Raw genomic sequence first — 17,767 nt, forward strand, 5'->3', positions numbered from 1 at the left:
CGCGTGCTGAACATCGTGGACGACTTCAACCGAGAGTGTGTCGGGCAACTGGCAGAGACGTCCATTTCCGGGCGTCGCTTGGCCCGGTTCCTGGACGAGATTGCTCAGCAGCGCTCTCTACCCGCCTCGATTGTTTGCGATAACGGGCCAGAGCTGACCAGCAAGGCAATGTTCTTCCGGGCGCGCGAGCGGAAGGTGACGCTGGCCTTCATCCAGCCGGGCAAGCCGACGCAGAATGCATTCATTGAGAGCTTCAACGGCAAGTTCCGGGACGGCTGCCTCAACCAACACTGGTTCCTGAGCCTGGCGGATGCACGGCACGAAATCACGCAATGGAGGACCCACTACAACCATGTCAGACCGCACAGCTCACTGGGTTATTTACCACCGGTAGCGTATGCCGAGCAGTGCGCATGAAGCTGGGGTTTCTCACATTGTGAGCGGACCTAAACCAGGGGGAAGGTCAAAACGAGCAGAATCCCGGGGAAGGCCTCCCATGCTCGAGTCCCGGAGCGCCGGCCGAGTCATCGACAGGCATCTCTTCGAAAACCCCAGCCAACCGGCTGGGGTTTTTTCGTTTCCGGACAAGCAAACGGGCAGTACCCCGGGGAGCCCTCCCCGGGAGTATGATGGCCAAGGCACTGACTACTTACTGCATGGCGAGCAGATCGAGTATCGTGTCGTCCTTGGGTGTGAAAGTGTCGCTGTCATCCTGGCTCACAAGTTGCCCATGATCATACTTGACGGCACGCCCGTCCCAAGTGAAGAGTTCGATGGAACCCAGCAGGAAATCTGCTTCCCCATTGGCGGGCGCAGCATCGGCATCGAACTGAACGAAGGCAACCAGCGTCGCGGCATCACCGCTGCGGCTCATGGCTGAAAATTCGAAGGCCTCGATCATATCCACCTCTCCAACCTTGCTCTTGTTGTGTTTCAAGGTAGCCTCTGGGCATGACGATTCTGTGTCCAGGCTCATTAACTAAGCTAATCCCTCTCGTGCATCTTGTCCAGCGAGGAATGGAAAGGGTTTCCATATTTAGATATTGTTCAATAAGTGGGCCCTGACGCATTGGCGCCAGGGCCCGTCTGGCGGTTGCCGGACTCAGGAAGGGAAAGAGAACTGGGCGCTCTCGCGCACGCCGGCGGAAGGCCAGCGCTGAGTAATGGTCTTGCGCCGGGTATAGAAGCGCACTGCATCCGGACCGTAAGCTGACAGGTCACCAAATAGTGAACGTTTCCAGCCACCGAAGCTGTGATAGGACACCGGCACAGGCAGTGGCACGTTGATACCGACCATGCCTACCTGGATGTTGTCACTGAAGTAACGCGCCGCCTCGCCATCACGCGTATAGATACAGGTACCATTGCCATACTCATGATCGTCGATCAGCTGCATGGCCTCGTCCATGGAGCCGACGCGGACCACCAGCAGGACCGGTCCGAAGATTTCTTCCCGATAGCAGGTCATCTCGGGAGTCACACGATCTATGAGGGTCCCGCCAACGAAAAACCCGTTCTCGGCGCCTTCCACCCTGGGTCGGCGGCCATCCACCACGATGTCGGCGCCCTGAGTCTCGGCACTGTCGATGAAGCCGACCACCTTGTCGCGGTGCGCCCCGGTGATCAGCGGTCCAAAGTCGTTGGCTTCGTCCGAGAAGACGCCGACCTTGAGTGTCTCCATCTGTGTCTTCATTTTGTCGACCAAGGCGTTGGCGGCCGTGTCGCCCACAGCCACCGCCACGGACAATGCCATGCAGCGTTCGCCGGAGGAGCCGAAAGCGGCGCCGGTCAGGGAATTGACCACGTAATCCATGTCGGCGTCGGGCATCACGATGGCATGGTTCTTGGCTCCGCCCAGTGCCTGACAACGCTTGCCATTGGAACTCGCCCGGGTATAGATAGTCTCGGCGATCGGTGTGGAGCCGACGAAGCTCACGGCCTGGACGCGAGGATCGTCGAGCAGGGTGTCCACGGCTTCCTTGTCGCCATTGACCACGTTCAGCACGCCGGGGGGCAGGCCGGCCTCCTGGGCCAGTTCGGCAATGTAGAGCGTCGAGGTCGGGTCGCGCTCGGAAGGCTTGAGCACGAAAGTATTGCCACAGGCAATGGCCATCGGATACATCCACAGCGGGACCATGGCCGGGAAGTTGAAGGGAGTGATGCCGGCGACCACTCCCAACGGTTGGAATTCGCTCCAGGAATCGATGCCGGGTCCGGTGTTCTTGCTGTACTCGCCCTTGAGCAGTTCCGGCACGCCGCAAGCATACTCGACGTTCTCGATACCGCGCTGCAGTTCACCCATGGCATCGTGACATATCTTGCCGTGCTCTTGGCCGATCAGGCGGGCGATCTCCTCGGCATGCTGCTCCAGCAGGTGCTTGAAGCGATACATGATCCGGGCGCGCTTGGCTGGAGGCGTGTTACGCCAGGCCGGGTAAGCGGCTTGGGCGGCGGCGATGGCTTCCTCGACGGTGGCCTTGTCGGCCAGGCGTACCTGGCCGGCGACCTCGCCGGTGGAGGGATTGAAGATGTCCTGCGTACGGCCCTTGCCGTCGTGGCGGGTACCGTTGATCAGGTGGCCAAGGGTTGGCATAGCTTACCTCTCGAATGGATGTTGTGAGATTGAGGTTGTCAGTCGAGTTCGGCGATGGCCTCACCAATGACGTTGATCAACCGGTCGATCTCTTCGCGCTCGACGATGAAAGGCAGGCCGAGCTGGATGGTGTCGCCGCCATAGCGGACGTAAACTCCTTTTTCCCAGCACTTCATGGCGATCTCGAACGGACGCCGGGCCGGTTCGCCGGGGTAGGGCTCGATCTGGAGTGCACCGGCAAGCCCATAATTGCGGACATCGCTGATGTAACGCGTGCCCTTGAGGCTGTGCAGTGCCTCCTCGAAGACCGGGCTCATGTCTCGCACACGCGAGATCAAGCGATCGTTCTCGAGCACGTCCAGGGTAGCGAGCGCTGCGGCACAGGCCACCGGATGCCCCGAATAGGTGTAGCCATGGGGCAACTCCAGCATGTAGTCAGGGCCGCCCTGCGCCATGAAGGTGTGATAGATATCGCGCTGCACGATGACACCGCCCATGGGCACCGCGCCGTTGGTCAGCTGCTTGGCGACGTTCAGGATATCCGGCACCACGCCGAACTCCTCGGCGCCGGTCATCGAGCCCATGCGTCCGAAACCGGTAATGACCTCGTCGAAGATCAGTAGGATATCGTGCTGATCGCAGATCTCGCGCAGGCGCTGAAGGTACCCCTTGGGGGGCGGAAGCACCCCGGCCGAGCCGGCCAGCGGCTCGACGATCACGGCGGCAATGTTGGAGGCATCGTGCAGGGCGATCAGCTCCAGCAGGTCCTCGGCGCGCTCGACGCCGCGCTCGGGCATGCCCTTGGTGAAGGCGTTCTCCTTGAGCAGGGTGTGGGGCAGGTGATCGGCATCCACGCCTTGGCCGAACAGGGCACGGTTGGCACCGATGCCGCCCAGGCTAAAACCGCCGAAGTTGACGCCGTGATAGCCCTTGGCCCGGCCGATAAGCTTGGTCTTGGTGGGCTTGCCCTTCTTGCGCCAGTAGGCGCGGGCGATCTTGAGCGCGGTGTCGGCGCTCTCGGAGCCTGAGCCGGTGAAGAATACGTAGTCCAGCCCGGTTGGGGTCAACTCGCGAAGGCGATGCGCCAGTTCGAAGGCCTTGGGATGGCCGTACTGGAAGGCCGGAGCGTAATCCAACTGGCGCAGTTGCTGCGACACGGCTTCGGCGATTTCGGGGCGACAGTGTCCCGCGCCACAGGTCCACAGGCCTGACAGTGCATCGAAGACGCGGCGGCCATCGGCATCGGTGAAATAGCTGCCTTCGGCACCGACGATGATCCGTGGGTCGCGCTTGAACTGACGGTTGCCCGTGTAAGGCATCCAGTAGGCATCGAGTTGTTCCGGACTCAGGCCTGCCGCCTGATGCATTGACTCTGACATGGGCCACCCTCGATTGGCTTCTCGTTGTAAGGGGTCTTTGGGCTCATGCTAGGTCGCTCTTTCGATAAGTTAAATTCCGTGATGCTTAATCTCAGGTAAGCAACTACTTAACTTTCACGTTGGTAGGCTCTAGTCTCGAACTAGGCACACACGAGGAGAGACCGGGGCATGCGGCTCGGCAAGAAAACGTTATCGGGACAGCTCGGCAATGCCGATCTGCGCCTGCTCAGGATCTACCGGGCGGTGGTGGAGTGCGGGGGCTTTTCGGCGGCGGAAGTCGATCTGAACATCAGCAGGGCCGCCATCAGCATGGCCATCAGCGACTTGGAAACGCGGCTTTCCCTGCGCTTGTGCCAGCGTGGCCGAAGCGGCTTTGCGCTGACCGAAGAAGGCAAGGCCGTGTATGAATCCTCGTTGCAGCTTCTGGCCGCAGTCGAGGAATTCGGAACGCGGATCAACAGCCTGCACGAATGCCTGACGGGTGAACTCAATATCGGCATTACCGATAACCTGGTCACCATTCCACAGATGCATATCACCCATGCCCTCAGTGCACTAAAGGAGCGCGGGCCTGATGTGCGAATCAATATCCGCATGAAACCGCCCCGCGATATCGAGCTGGACGTCATGGACGGCCGTTTGCATACCGGGGTGGTGCCGGCCCTCGAGACGTTACCTGGGTTGCAGTACCGGTCGCTCTACGAGGAAGTGTCTCAGCTCTATTGCGCTTTCAATCACCCCCTGTTCGAGGCCGGCGAGGTGAAGAAAGATCAACTCGAGCATTGGGATGCCGTGATTCCAGCCTATGCCCAGGCACCCGAAACCCGCTTGAAGCACGAGCCGCTGAAGGCGGCCGCTTCGGCAACGGACCGCGAGGGCGTGGCCTTCCTGATCCTCTCCGGTCGCTATATTGGCTATCTGCCGACCCACTATGCCCAGCGTTGGGTGGACGAGGGCAGGATGCGGGCCCTGAATCCACGAACCTGCCGATACGTGACCCGTTACAGCGCCATCACGCGCAAGACAGGGCCACCCAACCGAGTGCTGGAAACCTATCTGGAAGAGCTGATGGTGCTGACCGAGGGTGTTCTGGACAGGCAGTGACCACCCAAGCTATTCAGGTATCAAGCCATAAAGTGCAACCACCGCCCTTGAGCACCAACAAGAAACCCGAGGAGGCATGCCATGAGTGACCCGACCCATGTGTCGTCAAACGAGATCCGTGATCGTTTTTCCAAGGCCATGTCGGCCATGTACCAGGCCGAAGTGCCCCAGTACGAGACACTGCTCGAACTGGTCGCCCAGGTGAACCGGGAAACGCTCGAACGCAACCCGGCGCTGGCCGAACGGCTGGCGAACTTCGATGAGATGAATCGCCTGGGTGTGGAGCGCCATGGCGCCATCCGGGTGGGTAGCGCCGACGAGCTGGCCATGTTGCGCCGGTTGTTCGCCGTGATGGGCATGGTGCCGGTGGGGTACTACGACCTGTCGGAAGCCGGCGTGCCCGTGCATTCCACGGCGTTTCGTCCGGTCGATGACGAGGCCTTGGCCTATAACCCCTTTCGGGTCTTTACCTCGCTGCTGCGCCTCGAACTGATCGAAAGCGATGCCCTGCGCGAACGGGCCGCAAGGATCCTCGACCATCGCGACATCTTCACTCCCGGAGTCCGAGAACTGATCGCGCGTCATGAGTCGCAGGGCGGGCTCGACGATACGGATGCCGACCGGTTCGTGAGCGAGGCCCTGGAAACGTTCCGCTGGCACAAGGACGCCACGGTGGACCTGGACACCTACGAGGCCCTGCACGCCGAGCATCGCTTGATCGCCGATGTGGTGTGCTTTCGCGGGCCGCATATCAACCACCTGACACCGCGTACCTTGGATATCGATGAAGTCCAGCGGCGCATGCCGCAGGCTGGCATGAATCCCAAGGACGTGATCGAAGGGCCGCCGCGTCGCGATTGCCCGATCCTGTTGCGTCAGACCAGTTTCAAGGCGCTGGAAGAACCGATCCGCTTTGCGGGGGAGCGCCAGGGCACGCATACCGCCCGCTTCGGCGAGATCGAGCAGCGTGGGGTGGCGCTGACCGCGAAAGGGCGAGCGCTCTATGACCGCCTGCTCGGCGAGTCGCGTCGTCGCACGGCGGGACTGAGCAATGACGAACACCAGCGCGTCCTGGCCGAGGTCTTTGCCGATTTCCCCGATACCGAAGCGGAGCTGCGACGCCAGGAGCTGGCCTTCTTCGAGTACCGGTTGACCGAGGCCGGCCGCCAGTCAGGCAGGGTGGGCGAGACGCACCTTGAGGCATTGATCGAGCAGGGCCTCGTGGAAACCCGGCCAATCACCTATGAAGACTTTCTCCCGGTCAGCGCAGCAGGCATCTTCCAGTCGAACCTGGGTGGCGGCCAGAACGAGGCCTACGCAGGCAATGCGAATCGCGATGCCTTCGAGGCGGCACTGCAAGGCAAGGTGCTGGATGAGCTCGAACTCTACGCTGCACGGGAAAGCGCATCCTGCCGGTCAGTGTTGCAGGCATTGCAGGGCTAGCCCGGCCTATTCTCAGGCGGTAGCGAAAGCCACGGTGCCGCCTGACATGCAACTCCTTGATTCGCCGTTCAGTCCCGAGGTCTGCTAGCTTGTCACGATAGTGTCCTTGAGAGGCTGTTATGAAAGCTGCGGTATTACTGTTACTCGTTGGGCTCGCCGTTGCGTTGCTGGCCTGGTTTCCCGAAACGGAAGATCAGGCGCGGTCCGACATCGACAGCATGCATCGCCACGCCGCGATCACTGATGCACGAATTGCTCTGGCCAACTCACAGGCACAATGCATGGCGCTGGCGGACGGTCAGTTCGGCAAGGAAGTGACCGAATCCTTGAATTACGTCGGTCTGAAGCCCGACTACCAGCGTGTGTTTCAGGAAGGGGGCGGGCAGGATACCAGCGAGACTCCGCCGAATACCCCGAGCGACAGCCAGCGCAAGGACTTGCGTGCGGAATTTGATTCGCTGGGACATGCCGGACTCGTATTGATCATGTGTCTTCGCCATCTGGACGATGAGGGCATCGTGCCGCTCGGAAAAAGTGTGCCTGCCGTCGCTGATCGCCTGGCACTGCAGGTCGGCTCTTGAGGGGGAAGGTGCAAGGCCTGCCACGCCGGACTAAAGACTAACGCGTTACCGCTTCGCGATGTCGGTTGCAGTTCTATGCTGTAGGTAGCTTCGTCTCATCGGAGGAGACGATGAACAAGCGACTTTATACGGCACTGATCGTCGCTGCGATGACGGGCTGCGCCTCCTATCATGCTCATGATGAAGCCGATTCCATCCAGTTGGCTCGACGTGCGTGCCCGACCGGTAACATGAGCTTGAGTACGACGATGTTTCCTTCCTGGGAGTATGCTTCCCTGCGAATGGCCACCCTGACCACATCCTCGGATTTCAGTATACGTAGCGCCTCCACGCCAGCAACGAGCCCGCTGCGCTTTCGACATCGTGCCGCTCGCCTGGCCTGTGAGGAATGAGGATGTTTCCTGCCATTCATGCAATCAGGGGCTGGATTCGCCACGAAAAACGCTGACGAGAATCATGCTGGGGCTCGCTTGCGGGGCGCCGTTGCCTGACCCAACATGCAGGCAAGCCAGCAGGCCAATGCCGCAAAAGGCAGTCCCGTTCCAGCACTATTCCAAGGATGGAGTAGGCGGCATGGTCATGCCGGCTGTAATGATACGTCCTACGACATTGCCCCCAGCTGAGAAGCTCGGGGCTTTTTGGCGTGTTATGTTGGTAGGGCATGCCTTCGTTGCCGGATCGTTACATGACAAGCAAACCACACCCCGATCGCGCCAAGGATATCATTGCTTCCTTTCAGCCTACCCGAGACGAGAAGGGTCAGGAACGTCCCGCCAAGCTCAGCGACCGCGTTTATGGCGATATCATCGAGCGCATCCTGCAGGGCGAATACGGTGAAGGCGACCGCCTGCCGTCCGAGACGAGGCTGGCCGAGATGAATCGGGTTTCCCGACCTATCGTTCGTGAAGCCCTGTCCCGGCTCAGAGAGGACGGGTTGGTTCGTTCGCAGCGAGGCGCCGGCAGCTATGTGGAATGCCGTCCGGACCGCGCCATGCTGGATTTCGCTCCACTTGATAGCCTGGCGGACATGCAGCGCTGCTTCGAGTTCCGTGCTGCGCTGGAAGGGGAGTCGGCGCGGCTGGCGGCGCAGCATATTGGCCCTGCCTCGCTCCGGGAAATCGAGCGGGCGCTACAACGCCTTGAGGAATGCATACAGGCCGGCGAGCTTGGGGTCGATGCCGACTTCGGCTTTCATCTGGCCATCGCCAAGGCCACCAATAACCGCTTCTTCACCGACACGCTGCTGTCCCTCAAGCCGCAGATCAATTTTGGCCAGAACCTGGCCCGTAACCTGGGCTTGCGTCGACCTGGCCAGCATCTGCCGGAAGTCCAGCAGGAACATGTCGAGATCCTTCAGGCTATTCGCGAGGGCGACCCCGAACGGGCCTGCCATCAGATGCGTCAACACATCGGCAATTCGCGCCGTCGAGTATTCGAAGGATGACGCAGGTCCATGACTACTTCCTGGTCTGACAAGTTTTATCCTTGAGGGGGAAATCTTGTCATTCATTTTTAACGCTATATTTCAGTAACTTATAGTTAAATCTTGTCGTTGGTTATAGGTCTTTCTCGACTATGCCGACTAATGTCTATGCCTCTTGAGTGGACAGGTTTTACAAGTTGGCTAGCTTCAAAAGGTGAGGTACGTATCCGGGCCGTTCTGCCGGGCATGCGTATGCCGTTCGTCCGCTCTGCCTCTCGGCAACAAGAACAATCGAGCGGAAGACTTGCCAGACCACAAGAAGACCAAGGAGTACGCCAATGAAATTCGCCACGACCCGCTGGGTGGGCTCGCTGTCCCTGCTGGCTGCGCTGGGCATACCCGGCATGGCCCTCGCCGAATATCCCGAACAGCCCATTACCTACACGATTCCCTTCGACCCAGGCGGTGAGTCCGATGTCACGGCGCGTTTCCAGGAGCCTCACCTGGAGGAAATCCTGGGTGTCGATGTCAACGTCAAGCATCGTCCCGGTGGGGGCGGCGCCGTGGGCTGGAGCGAATTCCAGAGCAGCGCCGAGCCGACGGGCTACGAAATGATCGGGGTCAACATTCCGCACATCATTGCCCAGCCGATCATGCGCGAGAATGCCGGTTACGAGACCGACGGCTGGAAGATCGTGACCTTTTTCCATACCACGCCCAATGCCTTGATCGTGCCCAAGGACAGCCCCTTCAAGACGCTCGATGATCTGGTTCAGTACGCCAAGGAAAATCCCCAGGCGGTGACGTTGGGCGGCAGCGGGACATTCAGCGCCAACCACCTCGGCGCCCTGCGCCTGGAACGTGAAGCCGGTATTGATGTGACCTACATCCCGTTCACCGGCACGGGTCCGCTTCCCGCGGCGGTGCAGGGTGGCCATGTCTCGGGCATCTTCAACTACTCGATGCTCGGTGTGCAGATGCAGGACAATGCTCGCGTCCTGGCCGTGGCTTCCGAAGAGCGAGTGCCGGCCCTGCCGGACGTGCCGACTTTCAAGGAACTCGGCTATGACATCGTTGGCGGTGCCTATCGCGGGGTCGCCGTGCCCAAGGACACGCCGGACGAGATCGTCAACAAGCTGGAAGAGGCGTTCGCCAAGACTAACCAGCGCATCGCCGAAAAGCAGGAGCCGCTCGGCTTCGTCATGACCGACATCACCGACGAAGAAGTGGACAAGGTCATGCAGCAGCTCAAGTCGGCCTACCAGCCCATCCTCGAAGAAGCCAAAGCCAACCAGTAACACCGCATGAGGTGCCATCCGATTCTGTAGCCTGGATGGGCTGCAGGGTCGGGTGTTGTCCGGTCACCTGACACGACCCCATCGTGCAACTGTGGAGTTGGCTCATGGACATGCTACTCGAAGCCCTGCTTTCGATTCTGACCCTCGAGGGGCTGATCACGATTCTGGCAGGCGTCACGGCGGGGCTATTCATCGGCGCCTTGCCTGGACTGACGGCAACCATGGCCCTTGCGGTGCTGTTGCCGTTCACCTTCACGATGTCGCCCCTGCAGGGGCTGATGGCGCTGGGAGCGGTCTACATGGGCGCCATCTATGGCGGCGCCTTCACCGCCATTCTGATCAACACGCCGGGGACGCCCTCATCCATCGCCACGACCTTCGATGGCTACCCCATGGCGCGCCAAGGGCGGGCCTACGAGGCACTGGCTGCCGCCACGATCGCTTCGGTCGTCGGCGGTATCATCGGTGTGGCGTTTTTGCTGCTGCTGGCGCCTCCGCTGGCGCGCCTGGCCGTGGTGTTCGGGCCGGCGGAAATGTTCTGGGTGGCGCTGCTGGGCCTGACCCTGGTGGCCAGCCTATCCAGTGGCTCGTTGCTCAAGGGCCTGCTGGGCGGATGCATCGGCATGCTGCTCAGCACCATTGGTGTCTCGCCGATTGGCGGCGAAACCCGCTTCATCTTCGGCTTCCCAGCCCTGCAGGGCGGTATCGAGCTGATCGTGGCCCTGATCGGGCTGTTCGTGATTCCCGAGCTCATCTCGATGGCAGCCCAGGGGCGTGGCGCGCTACCCGAAAGTGGCAAGCTCAAGGGCGGTGCCGGTTCGGCCATCCTGCGCATGGGCAAGCACATCTTCAGCAAGCCCATTAATCTGATCCGCTCGTGCATCATCGGTCAGATCATTGCCATCATCCCGGGCGCCGGCGGCAACGTGACCAGCCTGGTGGCCTACAACGAGGCCCGGCGCTTCTCGAAAGACCCGGCATCGTTCGGCAAGGGCAATGTCGACGGGGTGATTGCCTCGGAGTCGAGCAACAACGTCATGGTCGCGGGTAGCATGGTGCCGCTGCTCACTCTGGGCATTCCCGGGGCGCCACCCGATGCGATCATCCTCGGTGTGCTGCTCATGCATGGCCTGCGCCCGGGAATCGACCTGTTCACCGAAACCGGGGTGCTGACCAACGGCTTCATTCTGTCGATGGGGTTTGCGGCACTGTTCCTGCTGCCGGTCGGCCTGATGGGTGGGCGCCTGATCCATCGCATCGTGGTCAAGACGCCGTTCTACTTCCTGCTGCCCAGCATCGCCATGGTTACCATTCTGGGGACTTATGCGCTGCGTAACAGCATGGTCGATGTGTTCATCATGCTGCTGCTGGGCACGGTGGGCTACTTTCTGCGCCTGATCGGCATCCAGGCCGCTCCCATCGTGCTGGGCATGATTCTCGGTGTCATCGCCGAGAAGGGCTACGTGCAGACCATGCTGGCGGCGGTCGTGGACCCGATTCCCTGGTTGCGGCTGGTGGCCAATCCGCTATCCATCGTCCTGGCCTGCCTGGTGGTGCTGAGTGTCGCGACGACCTTGTTGCCGGGATGGCTGGAGCGCAGCGGGCGCATGGCCAAGGCAAAACGAGACGAGGAGCAAGCGCCATGACCCTGCGACTCAACACCGATCTTGCGGCGGGTGTGTTCGGCTTGCTGTTTGCCGCCCTGTTGTGGTTTCCCCGTGAAAGCATGGGGCGACTAAGCATCATCTTTCCTCGCGCCATCCTGGTCATCACTGTGGTGATCTCCCTAGCCCTGATCGTCAAGGCCTTCACCAAGCCGGCGGCACGCCGAGTGCATGTCGAGGGCAATCCGGTGCGCCTGGCAGTCATGATCGTGGTGCTGTTCGTCTGGTGGTATGCCATCGGCCTGCTGGGCTTTCTGCTGGCCACGGCGATCGTCTTCTTCGGCCTGACCTGGTACCTGGCTCGCGTGGAAGGGCCGGTGACGATGCGACGTCTCGCCCAGTGGGTGCCGGTCGTCGCCCTGCTGATCGGCGCATTCTATCTGGCCTTCACGCAGGTACTGAATGTCAGGCTGCCGTCCGGCATCTGGTCGTGAGCCTTCGAACAACCACTATCGGCCTCAAGACAAGGAGCAAGCATGCGAATCACCGACATCAAGGAAGCGCGGGTCTCGATCGCGTCCGATATCGCCAATGCCTACATCTCTTTTGCCAAGATGGATGTTTCCATCCTGGCGATCTACACCGACGCCAAGGTCGATGGTCGGCAGGTCGTGGGGTACGGCTTCAACTCGAACGGGCGCTATGCCCAGAGTGGCCTGCTTCGCGAACGCTTCCTGCTCCGCCTTCAAGAGGCCGATGCCGCTTCGCTGCTGGATGATAGCGGTCGCAACCTCGATCCGTTCAAGGTCTGGGCGACGGTAATGGCCAACGAGAAGCCGGGCGGTCACGGCGAACGCTCGGTGGCGGTGGGGGTCATCGACATGGCGATCTGGGATATCGTGGCCAAGGTCGAGAACAAACCGCTGGCCCAGCTTCTGGCCGAGCGTTATGGCGACGGTGAGGCGGATCGTCGCGTTTCGGTCTATGCCGCCGGGGGTTATTACCACCCGGGCAAGGAAATTCGCGGTCTTCAGGAGGAGATGCGCGATTATCTGGACATGGGGTACGTGGCCACCAAGATGAAGATCGGCGGTGTGCCGCTGGACGAGGATCTGCCGCGGGTCGAGGCGGCACTCGAGGTAGTGGGTGATCCGTCGCGTCTGGCGGTGGATGCCAACGGGCGTTTCGATTTGCAGACTGCGCTGCAGTTTGCCGATGGCCTGGCCCCCTACGGGGTGCGCTGGTACGAGGAAGCCGGCGATCCGCTCGATTATGCCCTGCAGCGCCAACTATGCGAGCACTATGCCGGCCCGACCGCCACGGGGGAAAATCTGTTCTCGCATCAGGACGTGCGTAATCTGCTGCGCCACGGCGGGATGCGTCCCGACCGCGACATCCTGCAGATGGACCCGGTGCTGTCCTACGGGCTGGTCGAATACCTGCGCATGCTCGACGAGCTGCGTATTCGTGGCTGGTCTCCGCGCCAGTGTATCCCCCATGGCGGGCACCAGTTCGCCCTGAATATCGCGGCCGGCCTCAAGCTGGGCGGTAATGAGTCCTACCCGCGCGTCTTCGCGCCCTTCGGCGGCTTCGCCGATTCCACGCCGGTCGAAGAGGGGCTCGTGGCCATTCCGGACAGGCCGGGGATCGGTTTCGAGGACAAGGCCGAACTCATGAAAGTCTTCCACGCCCACCTTTGAATCGGGGCCCAACGCTAAAGGAGTTCCAGCATGCGTCAGCACAAGATCGCCGTGATCCCCGGCGACGGTATCGGCATCGAGGTCATCGAGGCAGGCAAGCAGGTGCTGCAGGCCCTGGCGGAAAAGAGCGGCGAGTTGAGCTTTGAATTCAGCGATTTCCCGTGGAGTTCCGACTATTATCTGGAGCACGGACGTTACATTCCCGAGGGTGGGCTGGACGAGTTGGCTCGGTTTGATGCCATCTACTTCGGCTCGGTAGGTAGCCAGCAGGTGCCGGATCATGTCTCGCTCTGGGATCTGCGCCTGGCGATCTGCCAAGGCTTCGACCAGTATGCCAATGTGCGCCCGGCCCGGCTGCTGCCCGGCGTCAACAGCCGGCTGCAGGGGGCGGAGAAGATCGACTGGGTGATCATTCGCGAGAACAGCGAAGGGGAGTACTCTGGTAATGGCGGCCGGGTTCACCGCGGCCTGCCTGAAGAGATCGGCACCGAAGTCTCGATCTTCTCGCGCAAGGGTGTGGAGCGCATTCACCGCTTCGCCTTCGAGATGGCCCGAAGCCGACCGCGCAAGAAACTGACCCTGGTCACCAAGTCCAATGCCCAGCGGCACGGCATGGTGCTATGGGATGAGGTGTTCTTCGAGGTTGCCAAGGACTATCCCGAGGTCGAGACCGACCGCGAACTGGTCGATGCGGTGACCACGCGCATGGTGCTCAAACCGGACACCCTGGATACCGTGGTGGCGACCAACCTGCACGCCGACATCATCTCGGATCTGGCCGCTGCGCTGACGGGTAGCCTGGGGATTGCTCCCACCGCCAACCTGAATCCCGAGCGAACCTTTCCTTCCATGTTCGAGCCCATCCACGGCTCGGCCTTCGATATCGCCGGGCAGGGTATTGCCAATCCCGTGGGTGCCTTCTGGACGGCCGTGATGATGCTCGAACACCTGGGTGAGGCCACGGCTGCCGAACGGCTCATGGCGGCCATCGAACGGCTGACCCGCTCAGGAATCCACTCTCAGGACCTGGGCGGCACCGCGACGACGCGTGAGCTGACCCAGGCCATCTGCGAGGATATTCGCCAGCAGAGCGACCAGGCGTAAATGAGGGCGGATAATGAGCGTCATGGAGGGCTAGCCATTTGAAATCTCCTGATTTACGTAAAATACGTAATTTCGTAACCAAGCCCTAAGATATTCTATGGATGCACGGCGTACAAAGCGCGTCTGCTGCTCAAAATACCTAGCTAGAGCCATGAAGCCTGCCGAACAGGCAGGCTTCATGTCGCGGTGATGCATTGATCAATGCCATGTTCAGCGCTTATCGCTCATCTTTGTCGAGAGGGATATGTCTTCGTCGGCGTCATACGCTGGATTGTTCGAACGCAAAAAAATGGGCCACATCAAGTGGCCCAAGGTACGCAGGGAACTGGGGTAGCCTCAATCGAGGCGGAATGCTTGTCGAGTTTCCTTACTCGTCCGCTCCATGGCTATGCAAGCCCTCGATCCTCCTTATCGAGCCTGCCTATCCTTGGCAGGGCTTGCCGGGAGATCCGTCTCCGGGTCGATCCGTGCTAGCCAAGCACTCCTTTGGCGAGATGCTGCTCAACAACGGGGAAGTGAGCCACTCTCGCCAGTGACATCCTATCTGTAGCCAAATAAGTGCCAACTACCATTATAAGCTTTATAAAACAATATGTTATAAATGGCATTGGCAATAGCGAGAGGAGGGAGTGCGACAGAATGCGCCAACGAGACAGGTAATTGTGTCGGCATTTGCCAACGCCCAGCCTGCTATTTTATGAACCATGAATGAAAACAGGCGGTTGGGGTGTCGCCATATGCTTACATGAGCAACATTTAATAAATATTTGAAACAAACGGATTGCCAACTTTAGAAAATGGTTAAGCCGCTCGCGGGCTCGGGGCATGGCTTGGTCGGCACGCATCGCGGCAAGTGCGAGTCAGCCTCCGCCCGCTGCATTAGGAGTTACAGCTTCAGCAGATTCACGACGACTTCATCATCAGTAGTGAACGTCTCGCAGCCCTCGCGACAGAAGAACTGACCGCTCAGGCAATGGTAGTCCACGGGGCGTCCGTCCATCGTCGAAAAATGGATTGGCCCGAGTCGATAGGCGGCTTCACCGTTCGCCTGAATATTCGTGTTGAATTGAAGAAAAGCGATCAGTGTGACCGATTCGCCATGCTGGCTTGTGGCAGGAAATTCGTAAGCCTCGAACATTGCCCCCTCCGCTCACTGGCTTGTCTTGTACTTGTTTACCTACAACGTAGCACAGTGAAGGGACGGAGCATGGCTACGCCCAAGGTCGCCAGGCTGCCAGGGACTTCAGCGCAGGGGGTCGAGTAACCCCTTCAGCCCGTTGTGATCGATTTCGTGCATTAGCGCTAACAAGTGGCCGAGTTCACCCTCGGGAAAGCCCTCGCGTGCAAACCAGTTGAGATAAGGGCCGGGCAAGTCGGCCAACAAGCGGCCCTGATACTTGCCGAATGGCATTCTCCACTGCATCAACTTATTGAGATCGCTGGAATTCAAGGGTAACTCCCGATATTTAACGTAGGGAATCATAACCTGGCTGCCATCCAGCCCACCAGGCTGAACAGAACAGTCTTATATCGAAACAGCCTTCTTGTGGCACTGTCGATAAGCAGGGTAGAGATAGCAGAGAAAAAGAAATGTCGATGGCGGTGCCATAGAGAGACATTGATGGCTAGAATGGCTAATGCCAAGTTGAGACTATTGTTTGGAAGCTTAACCTGAAGGCGGGGCGATCATAAGCGTAGCTACGTAAGCGCGAATGAAATTGGTCAATAATGACTTTCTTGTTGGCTGCCTTATTGGATCTCTGTTATATTTCACGCAACTGATATGAAACTGCATCAGAAGGGTAAGTAAATGTCATCGACACTGCAGAAGTATGTTGAAAAAGAGCGCCTGTTGAAGCAGCTGAGCGAAGAGCTCAAGCAGCTTGAGGGCGACCAGAACTTTCAGCGGGAGCTGGAGTTCAAGAACAAGCTCGAAGCGCTGATGAACGAGTTCGACAAGAGCGCCGCTGACGTTATCGAACTGCTGCAGCCCGGCAAGCCGGCGGAAGCCAAAGTGTCCCAGCCTTCCAGTGGCGGTGGGCGCCGCAAGCGTAGATTGAAAATCTACAAGAATCCGAACACGGGAGAAGTGGTGGAAACCCGTGGCGGCAACCAGAAGACACTCAAGGCTTGGAAAGAAGAGCACGGCGACGAAACCGTCGAGTCCTGGCTGGTTCGCATCGAAGAATAAGCTAGGCGTCACAGAGCAAAAGTAGCGGCCGGTCCTGAGAGGGGCGGTCGCTTTTTTATATCCCAGGTTAATAAAGTGACTTATTGAGAAAGCTCAAGGCTACGACGCAACGCGCATGCTAACGGACGGTGCTTGCCGAAACGGAAAAGTTGCTCTTAGTTATACGTGGCGCGCAATGGGCGCTCTGGCGTTTCGTTCTGGGCGGCCGTGGACGAAGCTAATTATAATTTGTCTATAGAGTAGACATAACCGATGATCGGGTAGCCGGCTTTCTTGGCAGCTTTTTCTGCATCCAGGCGTGCCTCGAGCTTTGAAAGCTTGTCAGACTTGTATTCGAACATCTCGTCGAGCGCGATTTGTTTTCTACGCACCGCCAAGCGAACAATGTGGCCGGTCTTGAAACTGTCCGACGGCGTCACAGACTGGGCGCGTGACGGTTTGGGCCGCTCCAGTTTCTTTGCCTTGATGTTTTTCTTGCCGAATTGTTCTCTGGCCTGCTCTACCGCTTGATTTTGTCGAACGATGAAATCGTCACGCGATGAAGTGAGGGCCTCTTCGAAGTCCTTGAAATTCTCGCTCATGGGGTCTCCTGCAATGGCTCGGGGCAAGCCATTCTATCAGCTATTCTGACAACGTGAACGCCATCCGGTTCGGACTTGTCCTGGTCGCGCTGTTAGTTAATGCCATGTCATATATTAGCAATGCATGGCTGTTAGGCTTAACGAACTTGCCCGGCCGACCTTCGCATTCGCACAAGTAGGGTGAGTGGACGCTTGAGCCGGCCTTTTTGGCCGGCTTTGTTCATTGGCTGCCCCTGCTGACTATTGACAGCGACTTCCTTTCCCTCTGTTCTGGAATGATTCGAACCATATCACCAATGTCGGTAAAGGCACGATCATGTCAGACGATCACTCGCATAATTCCGGCTATATGGCCCATGACTCGTCAGGCCTGCGAGGGCGGGAGGCCCTTCATGCGCCACGCAGTGGCATGCGCCGTAGATGGTTGCCAATCCTGCTCTTGAGTCTTGCTATGCTGTGCGCTACGGGCGCGCTGCCTCGGTGGGGACAGGCCGAGCCTGGGTATTCGTCCCTGGGCAAGGATGAAGAGGCCGCGTCGCGCCCCGGCGTTCGCCGCTACGGTCCGCAGTACGACGACCGACGCTACGGACCGGAGGCTGATACCCGGCGCTACGGGCCTCGCACCGACACGCCGTCATGGAGGCGCGAAGAGCGCCAGAGGAATGAGCGCGAGCCGGGGACACAGCGCGTACTTCCATTGCCGCCGTCTCCCTCGGATAAGCGCTCCGACACCGGAATCGGTGCGGAGCGCTAGCGCCTGACATCG

The 17,767-nt window shown here is 59.7% G+C and carries 19 protein-coding genes; 13 read left to right on the forward strand and 6 right to left on the reverse strand.

What is annotated here, in order from left to right; all coding sequences use genetic code 11:
- Positions 1-417 (forward strand): integrase core domain-containing protein (locus tag BM194_RS18550; RefSeq protein ID WP_143097630.1); only part of this gene is annotated, 417 nt, incomplete at its 5' end.
- 232 nt (positions 418-649) lie between these two features.
- On the opposite strand, the gene BM194_RS18555 is transcribed toward BM194_RS18550, so the two are convergent.
- The 3 genes from BM194_RS18555 to aptA form a co-directional block, all read right to left on the reverse strand.
- Positions 650-937 (reverse strand): hypothetical protein, encoded by a 288-nt coding sequence (locus BM194_RS18555; RefSeq protein ID WP_143097631.1) that lies wholly within the window; start codon positions 935-937, stop codon positions 650-652.
- Between the two features lie 165 nt (positions 938-1,102).
- On the reverse strand, positions 1,103-2,593 hold the full coding sequence (locus tag BM194_RS18560; RefSeq protein ID WP_092849971.1) for a CoA-acylating methylmalonate-semialdehyde dehydrogenase: 1,491 nt from the start codon (positions 2,591-2,593) through the stop codon (positions 1,103-1,105).
- 38 nt (positions 2,594-2,631) lie between these two features.
- On the reverse strand, positions 2,632-3,972 hold the full coding sequence (gene aptA, locus BM194_RS18565; RefSeq protein ID WP_092849972.1) for an omega-aminotransferase AptA: 1,341 nt from the start codon (positions 3,970-3,972) through the stop codon (positions 2,632-2,634).
- Positions 3,973-4,140: 168 nt separating this feature from the next.
- On the opposite strand from aptA, the gene BM194_RS18570 reads away from it, so the two are divergent.
- The 10 genes from BM194_RS18570 to BM194_RS18615 all read left to right on the forward strand — a co-directional run bounded on the left by BM194_RS18570 (position 4,141) and on the right by BM194_RS18615 (position 14,229).
- A complete protein-coding gene (locus tag BM194_RS18570) occupies positions 4,141-5,076 on the forward strand; it encodes a LysR family transcriptional regulator (protein ID WP_092849975.1) in 936 nt (311 codons plus the stop codon).
- 81 nt (positions 5,077-5,157) lie between these two features.
- Positions 5,158-6,519, forward strand: a complete 1,362-nt coding sequence (gene hglS / locus BM194_RS18575; protein ID WP_092849977.1) for a 2-oxoadipate dioxygenase/decarboxylase HglS — start codon at positions 5,158-5,160, stop codon at positions 6,517-6,519.
- A 119-nt stretch (positions 6,520-6,638) separates the two neighbouring features.
- Positions 6,639-7,100 (forward strand): hypothetical protein, encoded by a 462-nt coding sequence (locus BM194_RS18580; protein WP_092849979.1) that lies wholly within the window; start codon positions 6,639-6,641, stop codon positions 7,098-7,100.
- Between the two features lie 110 nt (positions 7,101-7,210).
- Entirely contained in the window at positions 7,211-7,492 is a 282-nt protein-coding gene (locus BM194_RS18585) for a hypothetical protein (protein ID WP_092849981.1), read from the forward strand.
- 293 nt (positions 7,493-7,785) lie between these two features.
- On the forward strand, positions 7,786-8,544 hold the full coding sequence (locus BM194_RS18590) for a FadR/GntR family transcriptional regulator (protein ID WP_244891009.1): 759 nt from the start codon (positions 7,786-7,788) through the stop codon (positions 8,542-8,544).
- Positions 8,545-8,861: 317 nt separating this feature from the next.
- Complete coding sequence (locus tag BM194_RS18595; RefSeq protein ID WP_092849986.1) at positions 8,862-9,821, forward strand: Bug family tripartite tricarboxylate transporter substrate binding protein; 960 nt, start codon at positions 8,862-8,864, stop codon at positions 9,819-9,821.
- A gap of 104 nt (positions 9,822-9,925) precedes the next feature.
- Positions 9,926-11,467 carry a tripartite tricarboxylate transporter permease gene (locus BM194_RS18600; RefSeq protein WP_092849989.1) on the forward strand — a complete coding sequence of 514 codons (1,542 nt, stop codon included), beginning with the start codon at positions 9,926-9,928 and terminating at the stop codon, positions 11,465-11,467.
- Positions 11,464-11,919 carry a tripartite tricarboxylate transporter TctB family protein gene (locus BM194_RS18605; protein WP_092849991.1) on the forward strand — a complete coding sequence of 152 codons (456 nt, stop codon included), beginning with the start codon at positions 11,464-11,466 and terminating at the stop codon, positions 11,917-11,919. The genes BM194_RS18600 and BM194_RS18605 overlap by 4 nt, the downstream gene beginning before the upstream one ends.
- Before the next feature lie 42 nt (positions 11,920-11,961).
- Complete coding sequence (locus tag BM194_RS18610) at positions 11,962-13,125, forward strand: mandelate racemase/muconate lactonizing enzyme family protein (protein WP_092849994.1); 1,164 nt, start codon at positions 11,962-11,964, stop codon at positions 13,123-13,125.
- Between the two features lie 30 nt (positions 13,126-13,155).
- Positions 13,156-14,229 carry a tartrate dehydrogenase gene (locus BM194_RS18615; protein WP_092849996.1) on the forward strand — a complete coding sequence of 358 codons (1,074 nt, stop codon included), beginning with the start codon at positions 13,156-13,158 and terminating at the stop codon, positions 14,227-14,229.
- An 886-nt stretch (positions 14,230-15,115) separates the two neighbouring features.
- On the opposite strand, the gene BM194_RS18620 is transcribed toward BM194_RS18615, so the two are convergent.
- Together BM194_RS18620 and BM194_RS18625 are read right to left on the reverse strand one after the other, a co-directional pair.
- Positions 15,116-15,367 carry a hypothetical protein gene (locus tag BM194_RS18620; protein WP_092849999.1) on the reverse strand — a complete coding sequence of 84 codons (252 nt, stop codon included), beginning with the start codon at positions 15,365-15,367 and terminating at the stop codon, positions 15,116-15,118.
- Between the two features lie 105 nt (positions 15,368-15,472).
- A complete protein-coding gene (locus BM194_RS18625; protein WP_092850048.1) occupies positions 15,473-15,679 on the reverse strand; it encodes a DUF3820 family protein in 207 nt (68 codons plus the stop codon).
- Positions 15,680-16,039: 360 nt separating this feature from the next.
- On the opposite strand from BM194_RS18625, the gene BM194_RS18630 reads away from it, so the two are divergent.
- Positions 16,040-16,420, forward strand: a complete 381-nt coding sequence (locus tag BM194_RS18630; protein ID WP_092850002.1) for a histone-like nucleoid-structuring protein, MvaT/MvaU family — start codon at positions 16,040-16,042, stop codon at positions 16,418-16,420.
- A gap of 221 nt (positions 16,421-16,641) precedes the next feature.
- On the opposite strand, the gene BM194_RS18635 is transcribed toward BM194_RS18630, so the two are convergent.
- A complete protein-coding gene (locus BM194_RS18635) occupies positions 16,642-17,001 on the reverse strand; it encodes a hypothetical protein (protein ID WP_092850006.1) in 360 nt (119 codons plus the stop codon).
- A gap of 451 nt (positions 17,002-17,452) precedes the next feature.
- Here BM194_RS18635 and BM194_RS20525 point away from each other — a divergent pair, with 451 nt between their 5' ends.
- Positions 17,453-17,755: a hypothetical protein gene (locus BM194_RS20525; protein ID WP_143097632.1), complete on the forward strand. Its 303-nt coding sequence runs from the start codon at positions 17,453-17,455 to the stop codon at positions 17,753-17,755.
- Positions 17,756-17,767: the final 12 nt, after the last annotated feature.

This window comes from Modicisalibacter xianhensis (assembly GCF_900113605.1).
Lineage (GTDB): Bacteria > Pseudomonadota > Gammaproteobacteria > Pseudomonadales > Halomonadaceae > Modicisalibacter > Modicisalibacter xianhensis.

Excerpts from the sequence above, each read along its gene's own strand:
- BM194_RS18605 (WP_092849991.1), top strand. The coding sequence starts at position 11,464 with ATGACCCTGCGACTCAACACCGATCTTGCGGCGGGTGTGTTCGGCTTG.
- BM194_RS18570 (WP_092849975.1), top strand. The coding sequence starts at position 4,141 with ATGCGGCTCGGCAAGAAAACGTTATCGGGACAGCTCGGCAATGCCGAT.
- BM194_RS18560 (WP_092849971.1), bottom strand. The coding sequence starts at position 2,593 with ATGCCAACCCTTGGCCACCTGATCAACGGTACCCGCCACGACGGCAAG.
- BM194_RS18635 (WP_092850006.1), bottom strand. The coding sequence starts at position 17,001 with ATGAGCGAGAATTTCAAGGACTTCGAAGAGGCCCTCACTTCATCGCGT.
- BM194_RS18595 (WP_092849986.1), top strand. The coding sequence starts at position 8,862 with ATGAAATTCGCCACGACCCGCTGGGTGGGCTCGCTGTCCCTGCTGGCT.
- BM194_RS18590 (WP_244891009.1), top strand. The coding sequence starts at position 7,786 with ATGACAAGCAAACCACACCCCGATCGCGCCAAGGATATCATTGCTTCC.
- BM194_RS18610 (WP_092849994.1), top strand. The coding sequence starts at position 11,962 with ATGCGAATCACCGACATCAAGGAAGCGCGGGTCTCGATCGCGTCCGAT.
- BM194_RS18585 (WP_092849981.1), top strand. The coding sequence starts at position 7,211 with ATGAACAAGCGACTTTATACGGCACTGATCGTCGCTGCGATGACGGGC.
- BM194_RS18580 (WP_092849979.1), top strand. The coding sequence starts at position 6,639 with ATGAAAGCTGCGGTATTACTGTTACTCGTTGGGCTCGCCGTTGCGTTG.
- BM194_RS18620 (WP_092849999.1), bottom strand. The coding sequence starts at position 15,367 with ATGTTCGAGGCTTACGAATTTCCTGCCACAAGCCAGCATGGCGAATCG.
- BM194_RS18600 (WP_092849989.1), top strand. The coding sequence starts at position 9,926 with ATGGACATGCTACTCGAAGCCCTGCTTTCGATTCTGACCCTCGAGGGG.
- aptA (WP_092849972.1), bottom strand. The coding sequence starts at position 3,972 with ATGTCAGAGTCAATGCATCAGGCGGCAGGCCTGAGTCCGGAACAACTC.
- BM194_RS20525 (WP_143097632.1), top strand. The coding sequence starts at position 17,453 with ATGCTGTGCGCTACGGGCGCGCTGCCTCGGTGGGGACAGGCCGAGCCT.
- BM194_RS18615 (WP_092849996.1), top strand. The coding sequence starts at position 13,156 with ATGCGTCAGCACAAGATCGCCGTGATCCCCGGCGACGGTATCGGCATC.
- hglS (WP_092849977.1), top strand. The coding sequence starts at position 5,158 with ATGAGTGACCCGACCCATGTGTCGTCAAACGAGATCCGTGATCGTTTT.
- BM194_RS18630 (WP_092850002.1), top strand. The coding sequence starts at position 16,040 with ATGTCATCGACACTGCAGAAGTATGTTGAAAAAGAGCGCCTGTTGAAG.